The sequence below is a fragment of the Schwartzia succinivorans DSM 10502 genome (assembly GCF_900129225.1).
Taxonomy (GTDB): domain Bacteria; phylum Bacillota; class Negativicutes; order Selenomonadales; family Selenomonadaceae; genus Schwartzia; species Schwartzia succinivorans.
Genome location: NZ_FQUG01000003.1, coordinates 233,762 through 257,842 on the forward strand (window position 1 = coordinate 233,762; position 24,081 = coordinate 257,842).

At 47.3% G+C, this 24,081-nt stretch carries 14 protein-coding genes, 1 tRNA gene and 1 other RNA gene; 11 read left to right on the forward strand and 5 right to left on the reverse strand.

Translation table 11 applies throughout. From position 1 onward, the window contains the following. Positions 1–63 precede the first annotated feature (63 nt). Positions 64–9,267 (forward strand): YDG domain-containing protein, encoded by a 9,204-nt coding sequence (locus tag BUA83_RS04050; protein WP_072934914.1) that lies wholly within the window; start codon positions 64–66, stop codon positions 9,265–9,267. A gap of 28 nt (positions 9,268–9,295) precedes the next feature. Next, positions 9,296–10,939: a ShlB/FhaC/HecB family hemolysin secretion/activation protein gene (locus BUA83_RS04055; RefSeq protein ID WP_072935078.1), complete on the forward strand. Its 1,644-nt coding sequence runs from the start codon at positions 9,296–9,298 to the stop codon at positions 10,937–10,939. Positions 10,940–11,031: 92 nt separating this feature from the next. Here BUA83_RS04055 and ssrA read toward each other — a convergent pair. Beyond that, positions 11,032–11,383, reverse strand: a transfer-messenger RNA (tmRNA) gene (ssrA, locus tag BUA83_RS04060). Between the two features lie 172 nt (positions 11,384–11,555). Between ssrA and typA the strand changes: the two genes are divergently transcribed. The 3 genes from typA (at position 11,556) to pepD (ending at position 15,592) form a co-directional block, all read left to right on the forward strand. After that, on the forward strand, positions 11,556–13,385 hold the full coding sequence (typA, locus tag BUA83_RS04065; RefSeq protein ID WP_072934915.1) for a translational GTPase TypA: 1,830 nt from the start codon (positions 11,556–11,558) through the stop codon (positions 13,383–13,385). A gap of 230 nt (positions 13,386–13,615) precedes the next feature. Next, positions 13,616–14,074, forward strand: coding sequence for a cell division protein SepF (locus BUA83_RS04070; RefSeq protein WP_072934916.1), 459 nt, complete (start codon positions 13,616–13,618; stop codon positions 14,072–14,074). Positions 14,075–14,140: 66 nt separating this feature from the next. Next, positions 14,141–15,592: a beta-Ala-His dipeptidase gene (pepD, locus tag BUA83_RS04075; RefSeq protein WP_072934917.1), complete on the forward strand. Its 1,452-nt coding sequence runs from the start codon at positions 14,141–14,143 to the stop codon at positions 15,590–15,592. A gap of 52 nt (positions 15,593–15,644) precedes the next feature. Here pepD and BUA83_RS04080 read toward each other — a convergent pair whose 3' ends face one another. Genes BUA83_RS04080 through BUA83_RS04090 form a run of 3 tightly spaced genes read right to left on the reverse strand, consistent with a single transcriptional unit; the run spans position 15,645 to position 18,214 of the window. Next, entirely contained in the window at positions 15,645–16,352 is a 708-nt protein-coding gene (locus tag BUA83_RS04080) for a hypothetical protein (RefSeq protein WP_072934918.1), read from the reverse strand. Between the two features lie 16 nt (positions 16,353–16,368). Then, the gene (locus BUA83_RS04085) at positions 16,369–17,484 is read right to left on the reverse strand and encodes an acyltransferase (RefSeq protein WP_072934919.1); all 1,116 of its coding nucleotides are present in this window, start codon (positions 17,482–17,484) and stop codon (positions 16,369–16,371) included. Positions 17,485–17,497: 13 nt separating this feature from the next. Next, positions 17,498–18,214 carry an SIMPL domain-containing protein gene (locus tag BUA83_RS04090; RefSeq protein ID WP_072934920.1) on the reverse strand — a complete coding sequence of 239 codons (717 nt, stop codon included), beginning with the start codon at positions 18,212–18,214 and terminating at the stop codon, positions 17,498–17,500. Positions 18,215–18,375: 161 nt separating this feature from the next. Here BUA83_RS04090 and BUA83_RS04095 point away from each other — a divergent pair. Next, positions 18,376–18,462 (forward strand) — tRNA-Leu (locus BUA83_RS04095). Between the two features lie 47 nt (positions 18,463–18,509). On the opposite strand, the gene BUA83_RS04100 is transcribed toward BUA83_RS04095, so the two are convergent. Beyond that, positions 18,510–19,055 carry an ECF transporter S component gene (locus BUA83_RS04100; protein WP_072934921.1) on the reverse strand — a complete coding sequence of 182 codons (546 nt, stop codon included), beginning with the start codon at positions 19,053–19,055 and terminating at the stop codon, positions 18,510–18,512. 263 nt (positions 19,056–19,318) lie between these two features. Here BUA83_RS04100 and BUA83_RS04105 point away from each other — a divergent pair, with 263 nt between their 5' ends. The 5 genes from BUA83_RS04105 (at position 19,319) to infB (ending at position 24,076) form a co-directional block, all read left to right on the forward strand. Beyond that, entirely contained in the window at positions 19,319–19,765 is a 447-nt protein-coding gene (locus BUA83_RS04105) for a ribosome maturation factor RimP (protein WP_072934922.1), read from the forward strand. Between the two features lie 83 nt (positions 19,766–19,848). After that, complete coding sequence (gene nusA / locus BUA83_RS04110; RefSeq protein WP_072935079.1) at positions 19,849–20,949, forward strand: transcription termination factor NusA; 1,101 nt, start codon at positions 19,849–19,851, stop codon at positions 20,947–20,949. After that, entirely contained in the window at positions 20,946–21,230 is a 285-nt protein-coding gene (gene rnpM / locus BUA83_RS04115; protein WP_072934923.1) for an RNase P modulator RnpM, read from the forward strand. Before nusA ends, rnpM begins: the two co-directional genes overlap by 4 nt. After that, the gene (locus BUA83_RS04120; protein WP_072934924.1) at positions 21,220–21,531 is read left to right on the forward strand and encodes a L7Ae/L30e/S12e/Gadd45 family ribosomal protein; all 312 of its coding nucleotides are present in this window, start codon (positions 21,220–21,222) and stop codon (positions 21,529–21,531) included. Before rnpM ends, BUA83_RS04120 begins: the two co-directional genes overlap by 11 nt. 19 nt (positions 21,532–21,550) lie before the next feature. Then, the gene (gene infB / locus BUA83_RS04125) at positions 21,551–24,076 is read left to right on the forward strand and encodes a translation initiation factor IF-2 (protein ID WP_072934925.1); all 2,526 of its coding nucleotides are present in this window, start codon (positions 21,551–21,553) and stop codon (positions 24,074–24,076) included. Positions 24,077–24,081 lie beyond the last annotated feature (5 nt).

Here is a 24,081-nt window from a genome sequence, read left to right on the forward strand (position 1 = left end):
TTATAGAATATGTCATTTACATAAATTTCAAGGATGAATTATGAACGAACGGAGTGACCCCAAATGAACCGCAAAATGAAGCAAGAGAAGCTTGCAAAACAAATCAGCCTTGCATTAATGGCCGGTATGGTAACATACACACCGGTCGCTTTTGGTATGCCTGTACAGGATGGAACTGCAGCGGGAGTTCATGTTAATACACCTGATACTGTAACGATGAACATCACAGGTGACAATCAAAACAATGTCATCAACTGGATTGATTTTTCTATAGGAAAAACCGAGACTGTCAATTTTGATAATAACAACTACGCCAATATTGTCACCGGTTCAGCAACATCATTTATTGATGGTCACATGAACGGCGGAGGAGACATCTACCTCATTAACCCGAACGGGGTCATTTTCGGGAAAGATGCGCAGGTAAATGTAGGTAATCTCTATGTTTCTACGCAGGGTAAGGTTGACACTAGTAAATTTAATGATCAGGAAGCTAATCCAGTATTAAGTGTCAGTGGCACACCTGCCTGTGATGTTGTTAATCTCGGAACAATCAAAGCGGATACTGTCGAAGTCGTCGGCAATAATATCCGCTTCTTGAATGCTGCTCAGCTTCAGGTTAAGGATCCTGAATCCACAACACCGCTTACAGGCAGTAATGTTAAAGTGACAGCAAATGGATATATTCATGTCGGTCATGAGGGTTCGGTAACTGTTTCCGGATATGATGCAAACAAAACAATAACAGAGTATCAGCTTGTTCATAATCTGTCTCAATTACATGCTATGAGTGGCTCTAACAACTACATGTTGGCGGACGATATAAATAAAGAGGCTACGACACCTACTGAGTTTGAGTCGGTAGAAAGTTTTAGCGGTAAATTTGACGGAATGTTTTATACTGTTAATAATTTAAAAATTACTTCGGGAACAAATGGTCAGGGATTATTTGCATCTACTTCAGGTGCGACCATTGAAAACGTTGGATTAGTTAATGTAAATGTAACGGGCTCTGAGAATGATGAGGAACATGGTGCAGGTGGAATTGTTGGCACGGCGCAGTCAACAACTCTGCGGAATGTATACACAACTGGTGGAACGGTTACAGGAGATAATCCTTTCGTTGGTGGGCTTGTTGGCACCGTAACTGGTGCAGTAACGATTGATACTGCATATAACGATAACAAAGTAATAAATGGTGCAGGAATTTTGGGCTATGTAGATACAGATACTTGGGATTTAACAATCAAAGACACTTATAATACCGGAACAATTCAGGGCGATACACAGTATGGCTTCATTGCGTTTAATAATGGTGATGAAGCAGGACATAAAGCACATTTCTCTAACATCTATAATACGGCAGGGACGCAATTCACAGCGACACCTTTACCAGGGATGGAGAATAAATATGATGTAACAGCATTGTCTGATACTTCTAATCCAGTAAGCCAAAAAAGGTATTATTCTAGTTGGGATATTAGTGATGTCGGCGGTGTAACAATTGACCCAGATACAGGTAACGTCACAAAAACAAAATGGCGCATTTATGCAGGGCAGAGTCTGCCTATGCTTACTGCGTTCTTTAAGGGCACAGTACAGGCAAGCTATGATTTTTCCATGGGTGACGTATCGGGTAGCAACCTCGATAAGAAAGCATTTGCTGATTATAGCACGAATAAATACTACACAGAGAACACGGTTGTATCCGGCTCAAAGTATGTGGCGAGAACTACGGGCCCTCAGTACGACGGTAATGTTGTAACGACATATAATGCAAATGCTGTCACGCTTAGCGATATTAAAATGCTGGGTGATGATAAGTTAACAACAGATGACTATACGGTTCACCCCAAAGACCAGACTGCAACCAGAAGCACGAAGTCGAGCGTTGCAACATTCTCTGATTCATATTCACTCTTTTCTTCGGGGCAGCTTGGCTATGACATTGCGGGAAGTAATTTTACGATTGAAAAACGTAAGGTAACGGTTGATGGAAGTGCAAGCGTAAATCCTGAAAAAACATATGATGGTACAGGATACACGGACGATGTAACCTTTACGGCCAGTGGCATTTCCGGGATTGCCGGAAAAGACAGTGGCCTGTTAAAGCTGTCCGGAGACGGCACAGGGTATTTCTTTGCCTCGGCTGCTGACAGAACAGAGTTTTTGGCATTGCCTGAGGCACAGCGTAAAACGACCGGTGAGACCTACACAGTGAAAGCTGTCGGGGAAAACTATTTTGTTTATCTTGATTTGTCTGATATTTCACTGGATAAAAAGGATGGGTTGTCTCCTGAGGATCAGGCAAAGGCAGCAGCAGCACTAAATAACTATGATACCTATATTGATTTGCCGGAAGAGGCGAAGATGAGTCAAAATGGTATTATTACCCCGCGTTCTTTGTATTTAAAGACAAAGAGTGGAGAGACTGCGCTTGATAAGGTCTATGATGGAACAACCGATGTAAATGCGACGTATAATACGTCCAATAAAAATATTATAATCGACACATCAAAGGGTGATTCGGTTCTTAGCGGTGATGAAATTAGTATCGTTGGTACTGATGATGTTGTTTTCTTTACGGACAAAAATGCAGGTGACGCGAAGAAGGTTGCATATACCGGAATTAGAATTTCCGGTGATGACGATACAGTCAAGAATTATCAAATCGTTGATGAGGACGGCAATGTCGTTTATCGTACATTTAACGGAACGATTATGCCTGCTGTCGGAGTTGAGGACGGAGCTACGGTCAATGTGACGGCTAAAATTACGCCGAAGACCATTGATATGAATTCCGCAGTCAATGCAGTGACTAAGGAATATGATGGCAATTCAACATATGAGGGTACTATAAGTATTAATACTTCGTCAGGAGAAATCATTACTGGTGACAGCATTGCCTTCACAATCGTAGGCAACAAAGGCACGTTTATGAAGGCGGACGGAACGACGGAGACGGTTCATGCAGGCGGTAATGATGCGGCGGCGAAGGTATCATATACTCTCAAAGTCACGGGCGATGATGCTCCTAACTACAAAATCGGTACAACTACACTCGAGGACAATAAGACAGTTCCGGGTGTAGTTAGTGTGGGCACAATTACGAAGAAAACGCTTCAGGTAACTTATGACGCAGGTACTCCCGCAACGCTTCTTGAGCGTACCTATAATGGCGAATCTACGGTAGCTGATGGTACAACGATTACTGCGGACAATGTTAAAAATCGTATCACGGTAACAGGCTGGGTAGACGGCGATGCGAGCAAGACGGAAAATACAGTCGTTAATACTGCTGATTATGTGAATTCGGGTGTCGCAGATGCTCATGTTGCGATGTCTGGCGGAAGTGTAACAACGAAGGATGTTCTTTATAAACTGAATAATCTTGATGACTACACTTATTCCGGAACTGGAGTTGTTAGCGGTACGGATTATACGACGCTTACGGTGGCAAATGCCGGAAAAGTTACGCAGAAGGCTTTGACTGTTAATTTTGGCGAGCAGACGAAGCAATATGATGGAACAATCGCTGTCACACAGCCTATCACGGGGACACTTGACGGATTTGTGAACGAATCCGACCGAGATACTATTACGCTGGATGTGACGGGTGCTTCCGGTACATACAACAATGGCTCTGATGTCGCCGGATATGCTGACGGAACCGATAAGGTCACCTATACAGGTGTGACGCTTACCGGCACAAACAATGATTATTCACTGCCTGTGGACATGAAGGGCAACGGTACTATAACGGCAAGAGTTCTTCACAATGATTCCAATGATTTCGGAGTTGACTGGGATGCCTTGAATCCGATCATCAAGACGTATGATGGCAATGATAAGGTTAAAGGCGCAACAGGATATGAGTCCGAGGTCTATGGTACGAATGCCGTAACAAGTACAAACTTCATAGACAAGCTTTATGCGGCAGGAGTATCCGGTGACGGTCCGATTGCCTTCAAGGTTGCGTCTGCTGTTTACGATACAAAGCATGCCGGCGAGGGAAAACCGGTCACATACAATCTTACGATTGACAAGAGTCAGTTTAGTTCCAATTCGAACTACGATGTCAACGGAATAACCGGGGATACAATCAGCATAACAAAGGAAACAACAGGAAAGATTACGCCGAAGGAAATTACGGCGTCTATTTCGAATACCCACACGACGAAGACATACGATGGTGACGCTAAGGTTAAGAATGGAGATACTGAAGTAACCGGCAATAACCTTGTGACTCTGGATGGTTTGATTTCCGAAGATGCAAATAATTCCACGGCGGCATATCACTATGTGGGTACAGGGGTTAATACAGAGACTAAGAATGCAACGCAGAATAGTGTAAACGGTGCAAATAAGATTGTTTATACCATTGCTATTAACGATGGCAACAAGGGGGATAACTATGTTGTCAAAGACTCTGCTGGCAATACAGTAACACAGCTCACCGGTGACGGTGTAATCAATAAAGCCGGCTTGTCGCTGGCGTTTGCTGCGCCCACAAAAGACTACGATACGACCACGACAGCAACTGTCGCAGTTACTCCGACAGGACTGAAAGGGTCTGACACGTTCACTGCTGCTTCGGTCACAGGTACTTACGGAAAAGGTACGACTGCAAACTGGGAAGCTGACGCAAATGCCGGTACGGATAAGCTTGTCAAATATACAGGTATCGACACGGCATTGGGTGACAACTATGGAAACTATAACGTTACTTATGGTACGGAAACTGTTGTCAACGGTGTGGCTTATAGCGCAGGTACAATCAATAAGCTGAATTTGACTAGTGGCATGATAACGTCAAACATTGACTCTGTGACCAAGACTTATGATGGCACGGCGAATGTTAATCACTTTGATGGAAGTACAACCAAGACTGCTTCGGATTATTTCGGTCTTACTGTAAAAATCAATGGTACAGATTATATATGGAAAAACAGTGCAGATAAGACGTATTTCAAGACTGTTACGGGAGCATATCAGGACAGTACGCCGGGCGCAGGTGACGCAAAGAACGCAGGCGGGGATAAGTCTGTCACGTATGCTGTTGAGCTTGCTGACGATTTGGCTGCAAATATCAACTTGGATTCTGCAGCTCTCAGCGATAAGCTCACAAGCACGAACAATACGATTACGAAGCGTCAGGTCGGTACTGTTACGGCTGCGCCTGCGACAGGTACTTCCATTGATAAGGTCTATGACGGAAACGATAGCGTTGACGCGTCTACGGTTTCACTTACCTATGACCATAATGCGAATATCAATACTTCGACAACAGGAATTCTTGCGGATGATTATGCGGCAGGAGTTACTGTTTCGACGACCGGCTCGAAGTATACAACATCGGACGCAAACTGGGATCCGACTCAAGCAAGTACGCATGACGGCTCCAATAAGGTACAGATTTCGCTGGCGCTTAATGATACGTCAGGAAACTACGCACTTGCGAACACGCCTGCCGTGATAGACGGCAATATTCAGAAGAAAGCATTGACTGTGTCTGTCAAGGATAGTGCTGACTTTGACAAGACATATGATGCTACAGCTAATCTCAAAAATGCTGCAACGAGCTATCTTGATTTGAATACGGCAGGACAGATGGTCGGAACGGATACTGCAACGCTCACAGGCGCATCGGGCAGCTATGATTCTGCGAATGCAGGAAATAGAACGGTTACATTCAATGACTTTGCTATTGATAATAACAACTACTATGTATCGACCACTTCTCTCCAGGGCAGCGGCACGATTGCACAGAAGGTCATTGATGCAGGAAAGGTCAAGGCTGATGGCGGCGCACTGTCGAAGGTATATGACGGCTCTACAGATGCGACTGCAGCAATTGTTGGAAAGACGCTGACTTCGGAAGGATTTATTACAGGAGACGATGTAAGCCTTACTGCGACCGGTGCAGAGTATAGTGCTGCAACGGTAGCGGGTGCGACTACGGTAACATATTCAGGAGTTTCGCTTGGAGGAGCGTCTGCTGCGAACTATAAGATTGACAGTACGACACTTACAGGTGACGGAACGATTACTCCGAAGACGGTTCACGCTGCGGCAACCGGTTCTGTTACAGGCAAGACCTATGACGGGCAGGAGCTCTCGCTTGCTGACCTGAATATCCAGCTCAATCAGGATGATATTGTCACCAAGACAGGCGCATCAACGAAGGACGATGTTACACTCACAGGGACAATTTCTGCCACAAAGGGCGGTAGTGCGGTCACGAAGATTAAAGACGCGGGGGACTATGTCCTTTCCTATGATGGTTTTGAACTGGACGGTACAGATAAATCGAACTATAACCTTGTGATGAATACGTCAACTCTTCCGCAGAATATTACTATTGCGAAGAGAATGCTGACGGCAGATATTGCAAATGGGGCATACCGTGAATATGAAGCCGGGAACAATAATACGAATAATGTAAATGTCAAACTTTCCGGATTTGTTGCTGATTCCGATTACAGCGTTACAGCAGATGATAAGGTAACGACGATTGTTGGAACATACGGTAAATGGGATGCAACGAACGGTTTCACTGGGGATAATAATGTCAGCCGTTCGACGACAACTACAAATTATGTGCCTGTTGAAGGAAAGAACTATGGTTATAAAGCAATCAATTACGATGGATTTGCTAATGCTGTTGTCAATGCTCTTGGCACTGCTTCTGCGGCTGCCGCGGAGAACTATTATGTCGGAAATGTGACAGGAAATAATGGTGCTGCGGCCTCAACAATGACAAAGGATACGACAGGCCTTGTTCAGACGGCATACTTCAAAGAAGCCGCGAAGATGGGATACCTTACTCCGATTTCGATTACAGCTGCAAGCATAAAGGAAAAATGGTCGGATGTTGAGAAGGTCTATGACGGAACAACCTCGGTCAACAATCCGCTTGAGAAGTTTACGCTCTATTATGACGCGAATGGTAACAATCAGCAGGATGCAAATGAAGGTAGCATCGCGTATAAAATCGCTGAGGGCGGAAGCACGGTCTACAACAGCGCGGATGTGGCAACGGCGAATACGGTCACCTATCGCGGTGTTAAGGTCGATGAAAACACGGCGTTGACGGATAATCCGAACTATGAGATGGCTTCGGATATCTTCGATAAATACAATGGTGCTATTGATGATACACATGCGATAGTCACGGACGGCACAACTAAAGTCGCAATCAACAAGCGCGGTTTGATTGTACAGCCGACGACAAATGCGCCGTCGAAGGTATATGATGGTACTGACACTGTTATTAATCCGTCGAATTACGTTGAACTCGTTACAACGAAGAGCGGAGATACTGGCGTTATCGACGGTGATAATGTCCTTCTTAATACGTCTGGTATCACAGGAAAGTATGATACTGCGGACGGCGGAGAGAATAAAGAGGTAACTTATTCAGGACTTGCTCTTACAGGAACTAAAGCAGGAAACTATAAAGTTATCAAAGCTGACGGTAATGAGACAACAACGGTTACAGACACAGGCAAGATTACTCCGCGTGAAATTGAGGTTGCTATAAAGAACCGTGATGTGCAGAAGGTCTATGACAGCACATCCAATGTTCTGAAAGATAATGATAATGTTACGGTTAATCAGGCATTTCAGTATTCAACTGATGCGGCTGATACTGACGGAAAAAATCTTGTAACTGCAACTGTAACAGGCGGTCAGATTACCTATGATACAGCGAATAATAAGATTATCTATACTCCGACTGCCGGCACGGGAGTTGTCGAGGTACAGCTTGAAAAGGCTACATTCACCAAGGATGGTACGGCAACTGCAAACGCAGGAACAGGTCTTGGCATTGACTACGTACTCTCCTATGACCCGAAGAACATCGTTCTTGTTCATACGACGGCAGACGGCGATAAAATCAGCTTGACACCTGCAGAGAATTCCAGGATGTCTGCAACGCTTCGTGGTGATAATATCGGTACCATCACGCAGCGCGAGATTAAGCTGACTAATATCTACGCTGAGAAGATTTATGACGGTACTGACGCGGTTAAAGGTCTCAACGGAGATAGTATTACCGTACATGATATGCATAAGAATGTAGACTTTGCTCAAGGCAAGCTTCTTGGCGATGATACTGTCAATGGTCTTGGCATTAATGTGACAGGCGGTACATACGATGACCCGAATGCGGCAGATGATGAGACGCAGGATAAGAAGAACCATACGGTTTCAGGCGTTACATTCACCATTAACAATGGTAACTATAAACTGGCGGATAATCAGCCGACTGATGGAACGGGCGTAATCACCCGCAAGACGATTACTGCCAATCCGACTGCTGTGAAGACAGCGCCGGGCGAGACTCCGACCTTCAGCGGCAGCTTCAGCGGCTTTGTCGGTGACGACGGAGCACAGGCTGCCCAGGACTTCGAGTGGAAATCCGATTCTTATCCTGCAATGATAAATGAAAAGGGTTCCTATGAGGTCTATGCGTGGTACAGAGATAAAGACTGCACAAGCGGAAATTACGGAAAGAACTATACGTTCTCGACTCCTGCGAATACCGCTTGGACGGTAGGATATACCGATCCGCTTGATCCGAGTAATCCGGACAGTCCGTTCAATCCTGACAATCCGATGTATCCGAGCAAACCTGATTCTCCGCTGAATCCGAATTCGGGTGTCGGGCAGGCAATCGCGCAGGCTTCGAAGTTCAAGCCGGATGACAAGTCTTACAACCGTGCTTCTCATGACGATAATATCGAGCATTTCGGACAGCAGTCCGCTATCTCGATTCAGTATGAGGATGCGGGTGTCAATGTCGGTGATGAGGAAGCTGTTGTCGGAAAGCGTTCGCTTATCGGCATAGAGTCTGCAGGAAATGTAGTAAATCTCGGTGATGCTGAGATGCGTGCAGGCAATATCGGTATTGAGAACAATGGTACAAATCTTGGTTCTGCGGCTGAACAGGCTGCTATAGAAGCAGGACTTCCTGCAACGGAATCCTATGAGGCTGTACCGGCTGTTGCAACGGCGGAGCAGGAGGATGCGGTTGTAGAGTCGCCGTTCCTGTCGCGTCTGCGTCAGGGACAGAGCGCGGCTTCTGATGAGTCCGAAGGAGAGGTTTCTACGGGTATCAGCATTATTACGGCTGAACCGGAGGATGAGGACGAGGAAGAAAAGAAGAACCGTGCGGCGCTTATGGCACGTTCTGACCGCGAAACACACATCGGTATTGAAACTATCGGAGGCGGAGTCAATATGGCCGCTGCCGTAAGATGATTAAGTAGGGGAGAGAAGAGAATTGAAGATGAAATTCTACAAGTCGGCTGCAAGAATCATGACGATGACTCTGCTGGCCGGAGCCTTTGCTTCAACAACGTGGGCGGCGCCTTCGCTGTCACAGCCGGGTGAGGATATCAACGAACAGCTGCCTAAGGCTGCGGCTGAGGTTGAGAATAATGTCGGTTCTCCTAATACGAGTGTTCCTGATGTGAAGTTCACTCTCAAGAATATTAAGCTTGATGCGGCGGAGCTTCGTGTTGACCAGGCAGAACTTGCAAAAATTCTGCAGGGCTGTATCAATCGCGAAATGACGCTCGCGGAGTTTAATCAGGAAATCGACAAGGTGACGGCTTACTGCCGCCAGCATGGTTATCCTGCTTCCGCGGCGTATCTTCCGCCGCAGGACAGCAAGGACGGAAGTGTTGTTATCAAGGTTATTCCGGGACGGTATGGAAAGGTTAACATTGATAACCGCAGCCGTCTGAAGCAGGATATAGTCGAGGGGTTTATCAAAAACCTGAAATCCGGTGATATTATACGCGTGGATAAGCTGGAGACCGCGCTTTATGGTATCAGTGACCTCAGCGGTACTAAGGCTGTTGCGGTTCTTAGTCCGGGTATGGATTTCGGTACAAGCGATCTTACGGTGCGTGTTGAGGACGGTAAGACCTCGAACACGGTTCTGTATGCCGAGAACTATGGAAGCAGGTCTTCGGGACGCTATCGCTACGGTGTACAGGAGAGCCTGTATAACGTGGGCGGACGGGGAGATAAACTGAACCTTGGCGGTTTGATTTCCAACAGCCACATGAGAAACTTCTATGTGAATTATGAGGCACTTGTAGGACGCGGCGGCACAACGCTGGGACTCGGCGTAAGCCGTATGGATTACAAGATTGGCGGTGCTTTTTCAAATCTTGCTCCGAAAGGTAAGGCGGATACTATCAGCCTGTTCGGCAAGGCTCCGATTTATCATCTTGTTGACCGCAAGCTGGCATTTACGTATGGATTTGATTACAGAAATTTGAAGGATGAGTATCGTAATTTCTCAACGCTGAACCGCAAGAAGCATTCGACGAGTGTTCATGCAGGTGTGGAAGGCTTCCAGAGGTTTGATGGTTCGGTGGTGAATTTCAATGCGCAGGTCACAACGGGCCGCATGAATCTCGATTCTGATACGCCGGGCGGTAAGCAGCTTGATGATATGGCGAAAACTGACGGACATTTCACGAAGTTTAATGCTTCTGTGACGGGCGTGCAGGCGCTTGGGCATAAGACTGACATCATGCTGAAGCTTTCGGGACAGAAGGCAAGTCGTGCTCTCGACAGCTCAGAGCAGTTCTATCTCGGCGGCGCGAATGGTGTACGCGCGTATCCGCAGGGCGAGGGCTCGGGCGATGACGGTTTCCAGGGGACGGCGGAGCTTCGTTACTATACGGATGTTCCGGGACTCGTACTGAGTACGTATTTTGATATGGGACATACACACCTCCGCAGAGAGGATGTGAACTATAATCTTAAGGGCTGGGGTATCGGTATCAGCTATACGAAGCCGAATGACTGGTTCGCAAGGTTTGATTATGCGCGCCGTATCGGTGGAGATGACCATATGAGCAATGACGCGCACAGCAAAGGTCGTATGTGGTTCATTCTTGGTAAGATTTGGTAAGAGTGAGAAAAAACAGGTCGGAAGGAAAATTCCTTCCGACCTGTTTTTTTGAAAAAGTAAACCGCAGGGAGCGCTCCCTGCGGTGTTGTATTTGGTGGAGATGAGGAGAATCGAACTCCTGTCCGAAAGCGTCGTATCAAGGGTTTCTCCGAGCGAAGCTCATGTACAGTTTAAGGATTCAGGCGCCCGTGAGCAGGCTCGAAAATCCCGATCTCGATAAAAGTGTCCCGAGAAGCCTCCGAGAATTGGCTCTCAGTAATTCCGCGTTTGGCCTCTGTCCCATCCGCGCGGAATCAGATAAGCAGAGGTTAGCATTAAGCTGCTAAAGCGTAATCTTCGTTTGCTTTTATATTTAATATAAAAGTTTCACCTTACTGACGGGATGATGACCCCCCGGCTCGCTGCCCATGCTCCGACTGCCCCCGTCGAGACCATTACATCCCCGATAATGGCAATCAGCATCAGCTGTGGAAAATAATTATAGCACAGCATTTATTAAATTTCAACTGTTAAGAAAAAATCATTGACAGTAAAAAGCCTAAATAATAAAATGGATTGGATAGTTCTTTTTAGGAAGTCGTTTATTTATATATATTTAGGAGGAAGTAGTTTTAGAATGAGTACAACAGAAAATTTGAGAAACATTGCTATCATCGCCCATGTCGATCATGGTAAGACAACACTGGTCGATGCGATGCTGAAGCAGAGCCATGTATTCCGTGCCAACGAGCAGGTTGCAGAGCGCGTTATGGACTCTGGTGATATTGAGCGTGAACGCGGTATCACGATTTTGTCCAAGAATACGGCTGTAATGTATAAAGATATCAAAATCAATATCGTCGATACTCCGGGCCATGCTGATTTCGGCGGCGAGGTTGAGCGTGTTCTGAACATGGTCGACGGTGTTCTTCTTCTGGTTGATGCCTTTGAGGGTCCGATGCCGCAGACGAAATACGTTCTTCGCAAGGCTCTTGAGCAGAAGCTGAAGCCTATTGTTGTTATCAATAAGATTGACCGTCCTGACCAGCGCGTTGATGATGTTTATGATGAAATTCTTGAGCTTTTCATGGATCTCGGCGCTGATGATGACCAGCTGGATTTCCCGGTCATCTATGCAACGGCACGTGACGGTATTGCAAAGCTTTCCATGGATGATGAGGGTACGAACCTTGAGCCGCTCATGGAAATGATTGTAAAGGAGATTCCTGCACCACACGGTGATGCTGACGGCCCGCTGCAGATGATGGTTACGACACTTGAGGCTGATGACTATGTAGGCAAGGTTGCTGTCGGACGTGTTATGCGCGGTACGGCAAAACCGAATCAGAGTGTTGCTCTGCTGGGCGGCGATAATGAGACAAAGGCACGTATCGGCAAGGTATTTGTGTACGAAGGTCTGAAGCGTGTTGAGGCTCAGAGCGCAGGTCTTGGTGAGATTGTCGCTCTTACAGGTCTTGGGGATGTTCATATCGGACAGACAGTTTCCGATGCTGAAAATCCTGAGGCTCTTCCGACAATCAATATCGACGAGCCGACGCTTTCCATGATGTTCGGAGTAAATACAAGCCCGTTTGCAGGCCGTGAAGGTCAGTTCGTAACATCGCGCCATCTCCGCGACCGTCTTTTCAAAGAGGTGGAGACGAATGTTGCGCTCCGCGTTGAGGAGACGGATTCTGCTGATACCTTCAAGGTTTCTGGCCGTGGCGAGCTGCATCTTTCCATTCTGATTGAGCAGATGCGCCGTGAAGGTTATGAAATGCAGGTTGGTAAGCCTGAGGTTATCTACAAGACAATCAACGGTCAGAAATGCGAGCCGATGGAGAACCTGACTATTGAGGTTCCGCAGGAATACATGGGTACTGTCATGGAGCGTCTCGGACGCCGCAAGGCTGAGCTTTTGAACATGACAGAGGGCAACGGCTACATGCGTCTTGAGTTCATCATTCCGGCACGCGGACTTATCGGTTTCCGTTCCGAGCTTCTGACCAGTACCAAGGGTAACGGTATCATGAGCCACGTGTTCCACGGCTATGCACCGTACAAGGGTGATATGGAAGGCCGTGAGCATGGTTCTCTCGTTGCTTTCGAAGAGGGCGAGACGACGGGTTACGGTATCTTTACGCTGCAGGACCGCGGTACGATGTTCATTTCTCCGAACCAGATGGTATACGAGGGTATGATTGTCGGTGAGAACTCCCGTGAGCTGGATATCGACATCAATCCGTGCAAAAAGAAGAACGTCTCCAATATGCGTACTTCTTCCTCGGATGAAGCTATCCGCCTTGTTCCGCCTCGTATCCTGAGTCTTGAGCAGGCTCTTGAGTACATCAACGAGGAAGAGCTTGTTGAGGTTACTCCGCAGAGTGTTCGTCTCCGTAAGGCAGTTCTTGATCATTCTGCTCGCGGCCGTGCACGTAAAAATGCAACGAAGGCTGCAAAAGCCTGACCAAATTACTCAGTAATTGAGTATAAATTAGATTAAATTTATTCGTAACATAGGGCTTACGATTCAAAATTCTGCAAATTAGGGGAAAATTATTTTTCTCCGTTTGCAGGATTTTTTTATTTGGTGTAGAATACAGATAGTACACAAAAATTACGGGGGAGTTTGCGCGCTTTTCTGGTCGTAGAGGATGCGTGTGGTATCCGTGCTAAAGCGCAGTGGAGGCGATATAGATGGGATCGATAAAGGAAATGCTTGAAAAAGCAAAGAATGTTCTTATGCCTGTGGAGGAAGAAGAGGAATTCATCTCCGAGAAGGCTGAGGTCGAGGAAGAAGTGGTACAGGAAACACGCCGCGTTGCTAACGGGGCGCCGGTGTTTGCGTCGGCAGTTGCAGAGAGGCCGCGTTTTAAGGCACGTGCGGCAAAGGCTTCGGAGCTTTCTGTGGACATCTATGTCCCTTCGAATTTCGACCAGGTTACAGGTATAGCTGATGATCTGCTGGCAAAGAAGGCGGCAATTGTCAATTTTGAGCGTGTGGATTTGGCAGAGCAGCGCCGTATCTGCGATTTTGTAAACGGTGTATGCTACGTTTTGGATGGCGAGGCACGCCGTATTTCAGACGGTATGATGCTTTATGTGCCTGTCGGTGTTGATGTGGCTACTGCTAAGGCTCGTCCGGTAAAAAAATAAGCGAACTTTGGAAAGCGGTCTTAACCGACCGCTTTTTTGTTGTGTTCGTTTACAGGAGGAAGTTTTATGGAAAGCAACAAAGAAATAATTGACAGGGTATTGGATGAATTTATGCCGTTGACAAAGATTCCGCGTCCATCCGGACATGAGAAGGCTGTCAGCGATTATCTGAAAGGTGTTTTTGAGGGTATAGGCTGCAGTGTTGTGCAGGATGCGGTGAACAATATCATTGCGGACCTTCCGGCAACGAAGGGCTTCGAAAACGCGCCGCTTACGATTCTTCAGAGCCATATGGATATGGTCTGTGTCGCGGAAAAGGGCAGGGAGTACAATCCTTTAACAGATGAGATTAAGACAATCCGCACGGAGGAATATCTGACGGCTGACGGTACGAGCCTTGGCTCTGACGACGGCAGCGGTATTTCGGAGATTATTTATATTTTCAAAACCCTTGAGAAGCATGGGCCGCTCCGTGCCATTATTACGGTTGACGAAGAGGTTGGCATGCTTGGGACGGAGAAGCTGGATGCCAAGTATGTGCAGGACGCTTCTTTTTATATCAACTGTGATTCCGAAGAGGATGACCTTCTGACAATCGGCAGCGCAGGAAGTCTTGATGTTGAATTTCACCGTGAAATTCATTGGGGAAAAACTCCTGAAGGGAAGGCCTGGAAGGTTTCTGTCAAGGGGCTTCTCGGCGGTCATTCCGGTGAGCGCATAGGTGACGGACGCGGCAACGCCCTCAGGGTTTTAGGACAGCTTATGCTTGAGCTTGGCGAGGCAGGAATTTCATTTGCTGTTTCTTCTATGGAAGGCGGTCAGGCAAGAAATGCTATTGCTGATTCGGCTTCATTTACTTTTGTTTCTTCCGCTGATGAGAAGGAAATCCTTAAGGTTTTGGATAACAGAAAGAAACGTTTCCTTGAAGCGTATGGAGCTGTAGACCCCGGTATGCATATCGAGCTTTCGGCGGATGATAAGCCTGAGCATGTCATGAGTGATGAGGATGTGCGGGCTTTGGCTGAGCTTCTGGTTACTCTGCATACGGGTATATTTGCAATGTCGTCCGCGCTTCCGGGACTTGTTGAGACCTCGGCCAATATCGGTATGCTCCGCATGACGGACAAGGAGGTATGGTTCTCATACTATCCGCGCTCCAGTGTGGATTATAAGCTGGATTCCTTCAGCAAAAAGGCGATTATGCTTGGTGAAAGGTTCGGCTGTCCCGCAAAGGTAGGGACTCCGTCTCCTGCATGGCATGAGCGAACGGACAGCAAGCTGGCAAAAATCATTACAGAGGTTTTTGAGGAGCAGCACGGAGCTCCGATGCGTGTGGCAAGCATCCATGCAGGTCTTGAATGCAGTTGGATGGTGAAACGCAATCCAAAGCTTGATGTTGTTTCTGTAGGTGTAACTACGTACGATATACACAGCCCGAAGGAAAGACTTCTTCTTTCGACTGTAGCATCACAGGTAAAGATGATAAAGGAAACGCTGCGCCGTATCGCAGATATGTAAAAATAAGGATAAAAAAACGCTGACCGCGAGGTCAGCGTTTTTGTGTTTGTAATCAGATATCCCAGTGAAGGGAATCAGGGTTCGGAGTTGCGTGGTCGATGGTATTAAGAATCCATGACGCGTTTTCATGCTGCTGGTTGAATGCCTGATTCAGTCCGGCAAGGTAGCTTTCGGGAACATCCATGTATTTGAGTGCCATGTGCATGTAGTCTTTTGCCACAAGAGGTACACCGCGCTCAGCCGCAAGCTGTGCCTTGAAGCGGTAACCGTAGTACAGGTAGCTGTTATGCTTTATGGGAATGTCCTCGTATGCGGCTATGCGTTCATCAACCTCTTCCTCAGCGCTCTGAATGCTGCCCTGGGCATGGAGAGTACTCCAGCGGTCTGCCCAGAGCTCGCCGCGAAGAATATACTTGTAAAGGAAGTCTGTGGACTCGGCAAGCTCAATGGCGAGATTGATATGACGAAGCGCGTCATCGTATTTTTTGTCCTCGCGCTCCAGGGTGCTGAGCTTCTGCAGGGCGTAAACCTTTTCCTCGACATCCTGAGAGTTTTCTTCGTCAACCTCGGCCTCTACTACGGAGCGGAGAAGCTCAATTGCTTCATCACGGTGCTCTGATTTAGGCATTGCAAGGAAATGCGCAAGACGCGCGCGCGCATGCCAGTTATCCATGCCGCCCGTAAAAAGAGTTTCCGGCGGCGGTGGAGTCTGTCGGTCTATTACATGATGGACGAGTTTATGAAATTCTTCCTGTGTCATAAATACATCTCCTTTTTTATTTTTTAGGATATATTCCTATTGTCAGCATATTTATAATCGGAATATTGTTTCCGATTCTTCTCATTATTACGGCTGCTGTTACAGCAGTTACTGCAATCAAAATATAAAAGACGATAGCTGCAGGCGCGGTCATGATTATTCCGCAGCGTTCAAACAGCATGCTCAGATATGTGATTGCAATGGGGTGAGCGAGATAGGCAAAGTAAGAATGACGCCCCAAAAGAGAGAGGAGCGGATTCAGCTTATCCGGATATCTCTGATAGGTGAAAATCGTAAAGAAGAAAAGCGATGCCGCAATCGTGTAGAAAATACCTGCAGGACAGAGCTGGTGAGCAGTGTTTATGCCCTCAATCGCAGTATAGTGCTTTGCGGAAAGAAGGTAGTAATAGTATCCCAGCAGAGCTGCGAGGGAGATCCAAAAGAACAGGACAATCTCCGTGCGCCTTTTTTCCATAAAGCGAAGAAAGGCTTTGTAGTTTATTGCAAGCCATCCGCCAAGCAGGAAGATGAAGAAATAATGCATCACCCAGTAATTAAGACGGTTTACCATGAACGACTTTAACAGCCAGTTTTCAATGCCGTAAGGATTGAAGATGAAGCTGGACCAGTAATCAAATGCAATCTGCGCAATCAGCAGCAGTGAAAGATTCAGCGGAGTTATGCGCCTGAGAATGGCAATCCAGAGAGGCATCAGAAGATAGAACCACAGAAGAATTACCATGAAGTAAAGCTGGTAGCTGCACAGACCGAAGAATAAATAATACGCCGCCGTAAATGGCCGCAGAAGAGATGTGTCATGATATAAAAATGTATAGTGCAGAATGTAAAAAAGCGACCATACTAGATAAGGAACAAGAACAGTCTTGAATCTGCGCTTCATAAAGTCTACGTATGAGAAGGGCTCCTTCAGGTCCAAATGATAAAAAAGGCCGAAGGCAGAAATGAAAAAGAAAATCGGTACGGAAAAGCGTGTCGCGACCTCAAACAGGGCAACAAGATGCGGATTCGGTGTCGGGTTTGAGAGATACTGAGAGCCGACATGTATTCCTATTACGCCCAGCATTGAGATGCCGCGGATATATTCAATAGCGTCAAGACGCGGTCTATTCATGAGCGGCGCCACCTCAGTCTGCTATTATGAAGTCTACATGTACATCTGCCGAGAGGGTAATTGTTCCTGCTTCGATAGGTGTTGACATGCTCATGTCCGCAGCTGCGTTTGCCATGAATGATTTGCGTGCACGGGAATTAAAATCATAGGAATTTTCCGATATGTTCTGAACGCCGACGATTTTTTTGCCAAGTGCCTGTGCGATAATGTCTGCCTTTTCACGGGCGTCCTTTACCGCGGCAGTGAGCGCGGCACGGCGGAGTGCCTTTGTATCGCTGACGGAAAAATCAAGGGAACTGACATTGTTTGCCCCTGCTGCAAGGGCGGAGTCAATGACCTGACCGACAAGGTCAATATTTTTTATATGAACAGATATCTTGTTTGAGACAGTATACCCCGTAATTTCATTGGTACGGCCGTTGGAGCGGTCGTAGTCAGGATGGAAGCTGTAGTCCTCCGTGCGGATATCACGGTCCTCAATTCCGAGTGCAGAGAGGGTCCTGCGGATAGCAGATGCTGTCAGCGCATTCTGCTGCTGTGCTTCCTCTGCTGCTGCCGCGTGTGTGACAACACCGAGAGTGAGGTCTGCACGGTCGGGCACACCTTCAACGCGGCCTGTACCGCTTACAGATATGACAGGAACCTTCTGCTCAGCTGCAAATGCCGTGCCGGAAAAGAGAACACCGAATACGAGCAGCAGCGTGAAAAGAAAGCGTAAAGAACGAACCATATAATATCACTCCTTAGATGACATAAAAAACGCTTAATGCTATGGAATATCATAGCGAATTGGGTTTCTTTTGTAAAGGAGAGGAGACTTCGGGGCGGTTTTCCTTGACAAGGAGAAGAGGCAGATAGTATAATAGCTTCTGTTAGTTACGTTGTAGGTGCGCCGGAGTGGCGGAATTGGCAGACGCAGCAGACTCAAAATCTGCCGTTGGCAACAACGTGCCGGTTCAAGTCCGGCCTTCGGCACCAGAAAAAACAAAGGCTTCCGAGAGATTCGGAGGCCTTTTTCTTTTGCATTACATCGATATGTGGATTGATTTTTTCAGCGGTTTCAAAAGAACAAGCGCTGCGGCAGTATTTACGACGCTTTTTGCCAAAAGCCCATAGGCGGAGGCAATTCCTGCGGCAGCACTGTCGTAAAGTACTGCGCCGAAAGCTGCATAACCAAAGGTCATCCAGAGTGAGGCTGCGGTAAAGGCTGCGGCTGTTTTTGTAAATCCTGTGGACTCCTTATCCGGTCTCGCGATAATATACACTATATAAGCCATTATCAATTTGATGATTATTGTAGGCGCTGCCCAGATGTAAAAGCCGCCGATGATGTCCGCCATTGTCGAGCCTATGCAGGCGGCTAAAAGAGCGGGGCGTTTAGGGATGAGCATAACAATTAGAAAAATTGCGGCATCGCCCATGTGAGCGTAGCCGAGCGGTATGGGAATCTTCGGAACAAATGTGGCAAGAAACACAACGGTACTCATGGCAGCACAGAGACAAAGCTCTTTTGTGGTGAATCTCGCTCCGGCTGTGGGTTGATAGGATGTTCCCGGTTGAATAACTGACATGATTATACACTTCCTTCATATTTTCTGTTTTCGATTGTACAGACTATGTGGACATATAAAAATATCCAGTTTGTAAAAAATTATTATGCCAGATGTATTGCGAAAAATATATCATTTAAATTGTACAAAACTTTCCTAATTATGTTTACATTTGTGTATATACATGTTATACTTGAACGAGTAAATAGATTATCGGTTTCGAAAGAGTGAGCGCCAGCTCACTCTTTCGCATTGTATGAGAAAGATTTTGAGGAGGAATGTCTGTGGCAGGTTATGTGGAAAAGACCGTAGAAAAGCTCGCGGAGGAGCTTTTGGCGGATACGGGGCTTGAACTCGTGGATGTCGAATATGTGAAGGAAAAGGATTGGTATCTTCGTGTTTATATAGATAAGCCGGAGGGAATTGATATCGAGGACTGTCAGGCACTTTCAGAGAAGCTTGAAAAAGAGCTCGACGAAAAAAATGTGGTTCCGGACAGCTATATACTCGAGGTTTCGTCACCGGGTCTTGACCGCGTGCTGAAAAAAGAGAAGGATTTTGTCCGCGAGGCGGGAAAGATAGTTGATGTTTCACTTTATGAACCGCTTGACGGCAGTAAGCAGATTACAGGTAAATTGATTGGCTGCGAGGATAATGCTCTGAAGCTGGAGGAACTTGAGCCGATTGATATGAAGAAAATCGCGCAGGTGCGTTTACATATTGATATTTAAATCATTAGGAGGAGCAGATTTTGATTAAACGGAGCAGGGGAAAGGCAAAGAAAGAACAGGCTCTCAATTACGGTGCGGATTTTATGGATGCGTTCCGCGAGCTGGCACAGGAGAAAGGAATTGCGCCGGAGGTGCTGTTTGAGGCTATTGAGGCAGCGCTGATTACGGCGTACCGCCGCAATTTCGGCGGCGCAGCGCAGAATGTACGCGTGTCTCTTGACCGCACGACAGGAGAGTATCATGTGTATGCGATTAAGACAGTCGTCGAAGAGGTAGAAAATCCGATAACGGATATTTCTCTTAGTGATGCTCAGGCAATCAAGCCGGATTACGAGGTCGGAGATGTATTTGAGCTTGAGGTAACACCCGCCAATTTTGGACGTGTTGCTGCACAGACGGCAAAGCAGGTTGTTGTACAGCGTATACGTGAAGCAGAGCGCGGAAATATTTTTGATGAATATTCCGAGCGTGAAAGCGATATCATCACGGGTACGGTTGAACGTGTAGAAAACCGCAATGTATATATTGATCTCGGGAAGACAGAAGCTGTTCTTACACCGACAGAACAGATTGAGGGTGAGACCTACGAGTACGGAGACCGTATCAAGGCATACATTCTGGAAGTACGCCGTACCTCCAAGGGACCTCAGATTGCAGTATCACGCACTCATCCGGGACTTCTGAAGCGTCTGTTTGAGCGTGAGGTTCCTGAGATTCAGGATGGAATTGTAGAGATTAAATCCGTTGCGCGTGAGCCGGGTATGCGTTCCAAGATTGCGGTGTACTCCCGTGATGAGGATGTTGATCCGGTAGGTGCATGTGTAGGTCATAAGGGCCTTCGCGTACAGGCTGTTGTTGATGAAATCAGAAACGAAAAGGTTGATATTGTAAAATGGAACGCTGATTCCGCAAGGTATATTGCCAATGCCCTTAGTCCGGCAAAGGTTGTTTCCGTCGCGGTAAACGAAGCAGAGAAGATTTCCCGCGTCGTAGTTCCTGACTATCAGCTGTCGCTTGCCATCGGCAAGGAAGGTCAGAACGCGCGTCTTGCTGCAAAGCTGACGGGCTGGAAGATAGATATTAAGAGTGAATCCCAGGCCGCTGACGAGGAAATTGACGAATCAATGGATCTTGTTGAGGTCACAGGTGAGGAGTCTTTCTCTGCGGAGGGGGATGCCGAATGACGGCAGTCAAAAAAATTCCTCAGCGTCTTTGCATAGGGTGTCAGACGGTACACCCCAAGAAAGAGCTGATTCGCATAGTCCGCAGCCCTGAAGGAGATTTTTCCGTTGACCGTACAGGAAAAAAATCCGGACGCGGAGCCTATGTATGCGATAAAATCGAATGCTTTGATGCGGCAGTAAAGGCACATCGTTTTCAGAAGTCATTTCAGGGAGAAATCGGCGCAGATGTGTTGAAGGTACTCCGTGAGCAGTTTGAACAGGGTAAGAAAGATGAAGGATGAAAAAATCGTCAATCTTCTGAGCATGGCACAGCGTGCGGGCCGCGTAGCTTCCGGCGATACGGCTGCACGGGAGGCGTTTTCGGGACACAAGGCAAAATGTGTTATTTTGGCCCGTGACGCAGCAGAGGATACGAAAAAGCTTTATCGTAACATGGCTGAAAAAGCAGGTATTCCTGTGTATGAGGCAATGGATAAGGAGTCGCTGGGAAATGCCATCGGAAAGGCACAGCGTGCAGCGGCAGTCCTTTTGGATAGAGGTTTCAGTGACGCGTTGAAGAAACGTTTGGAGAGCAATCAATGATATATACGGAGGTGGCTCTATGTCGAAATACAGAGTTTATGAGTTGGCAAAGGAATTTCATACAGAAAGCAAGGTAGTTTTGAATTTATTGGAAAAGAATGGACATAAAGTAGCAAATCACATGAGCAGTGTCGGAGAAGAAGAAAAGACACTTCTTAAAAACCTTCTCAGCAAGAAGGAGGAGAAGCCGCAGGCTCCAAAGGCTGCACAGCCGCAGAAAAATGCACAGCAGCAGAAGCCGCAGGGCGGCAAGTCTGAGCATCAGGCAAAGCAGAATGCTCAGAATGCGCAGCAGCATACGCATGGCAATGCAAACCAGCAGCACACAGACCGGAATCGTCAGCAGCATGCAAACCGTGCGGGTGGAAACGGCGGAAACACGCATGCACAGCAGAACCGTGGAAATGGCTTCGGTCATAACGCACAGGGTCAGAATGAACGCCGTCATCAGAATAATAATGGCGGCTCGCGTCCGAATGCAGGCCAGGGCGGGCAGAACCGTCCTGCAGCAGGCGGTAACGGAAACCGCCGTACGAACAACATGAACAACGGAAATTATAACAACAACGGAAACGGCGGCAATCAGGGCGGCCGTCACAACCATGATAACGGAAACCGCAATAACTTCCGCGATAAGGGCGGAAACCGTTTCGATAACGAGCGCAGCAATTTTGGCGGAAACCGTGACCGCGGCAGCAAGAAAAACCGCAAGAACCGCGGCCGCGAGCAGCAGCAGGCACCAAAGGCAGAGATTGCACGTCCTACGCACATTAAAATTGGCGAATCCATTATAGTAAAGGATTTGGCAAGTAAAATGAGCTGCACGGCGGCAGAGGTCGTCAAGAAGCTCTTTATGATGGGCGTTATGGCTACAATCAATCAGGAGATTGATTATGATACGGCTGAGCTGGTTGCAAGCGAATTCGGAGTAACAACCGAGGCACTGCCGCCTGAAACGGATCCGACAGAGATTCCTGAAATTGAGGATGATCCGAAGACACTTGTACTCCGTCCTCCTGTCGTTACGGTTATGGGCCACGTTGACCATGGTAAGACATCGCTTCTTGATGTTATCCGCAAGAGCTCGGTTTCTGCTCATGAGGCCGGTGGTATCACGCAGCGTATCGGTGCTTATCAGGTAAACTGCAAGGGCAAGAAAATCGTATTCCTTGATACTCCGGGTCATGAGGCTTTCACAGCTATGCGTGCCCGCGGTGCTCAGGTTACGGATATTGCTATCCTTGTTGTCGCGGCAGATGACGGTGTCATGCCGCAGACCATCGAGGCTATTCACCATGCTCAGGCAGCGAAGGTTCCTATCATCGTTGCTATCAACAAAATTGATAAACCGGGCGCTAATCCGGACCATGTAAAGCAGGAGCTCATGGAATACGGTCTGGTGCCTGAGGAGTACGGCGGAGACACAATCATGGTTCCTGTATCCGCAAAGCAGAAAATGGGGATCGACGACCTTCTGGAAATGGTTCTGCTTGTCGCTGAGGTTCAGGAGCTCAAGGCAAATCCGAACCGTGAGGCCCGCGGTGTAATCATCGAGGCACAGCTTGATAAGGGCCGCGGTGCTGTCGCAACTGTCCTTGTACAGTCCGGTACGCTCCGTATCGGTGATTCCATTATCGCAGGTACGGCGTTCGGCCGAGTCCGCGCTATGATCAATGACCGCGGTGAGGAAGTCAAGAAGGCAGGCCCGTCCATGCCGGTTGAGGTGCTCGGCCTTTCGGATGTTCCGGCTGCCGGTGACCAGCTTGCTGTTCTGGAAGAGAAACTGGCACGTTCCATTGCTGAGAAACGTATCGAGAAACAGCGTACAGAGCTTATTAAGTCCAAGAAGGTATCCCTTGATGACCTCTTCCAGCAGATTCAGGAAGGAAGCATCAAGGACCTGAATATCGTTATCAAGGCCGATGTTCAGGGTTCCGTCGAGGCTCTTAACAGCTCGCTTCTGCAGCTTAATAAAAATGATGAGGTTCGTGTAGCAATCGTTCACTCAGGCGTTGGTGCCGTTAATGAATCCGATGTTATGCTGGCTTCCGCTGCAAACGCTATCATAATTGCCTTCAACGTTCGTCCGGATGCAAACGCACGCAAGGTTGCAGATACTGAAAAGGTTGATATCCGCACGTATCAGGTCATTTATGACGCACTGAACGATGTCAAGGCAGCTATGTCCGGCATGCTTGCGCCGAAATATAAAGAAGTTATTACAGGTAAGGTCGAGATTCGTCAGGTCATGAAATTCTCGAAGGTACTTGTTGCAGGCTCCTATGTTCTGGAGGGCAAGGTTCAGAATACATCCAAAATCCGTATTCTGCGCGACAATGTAGTTGTGCATGACGGTGAGATTGATTCCCTGCGCCGCTTCAAGGATGACGTTAAGGAAGTTGCGGCAGGCTACGAGTGCGGTCTTACCATAAAGGATTTCCGTGATTACAAAGAGGGAGATATTCTTGAGGTTTACACGATGGAAGAAATTGCTACCTCTATCACGGAGTTAAATGAAAAGGCTGAACACAGCCAGGAGAACTAAAGAAA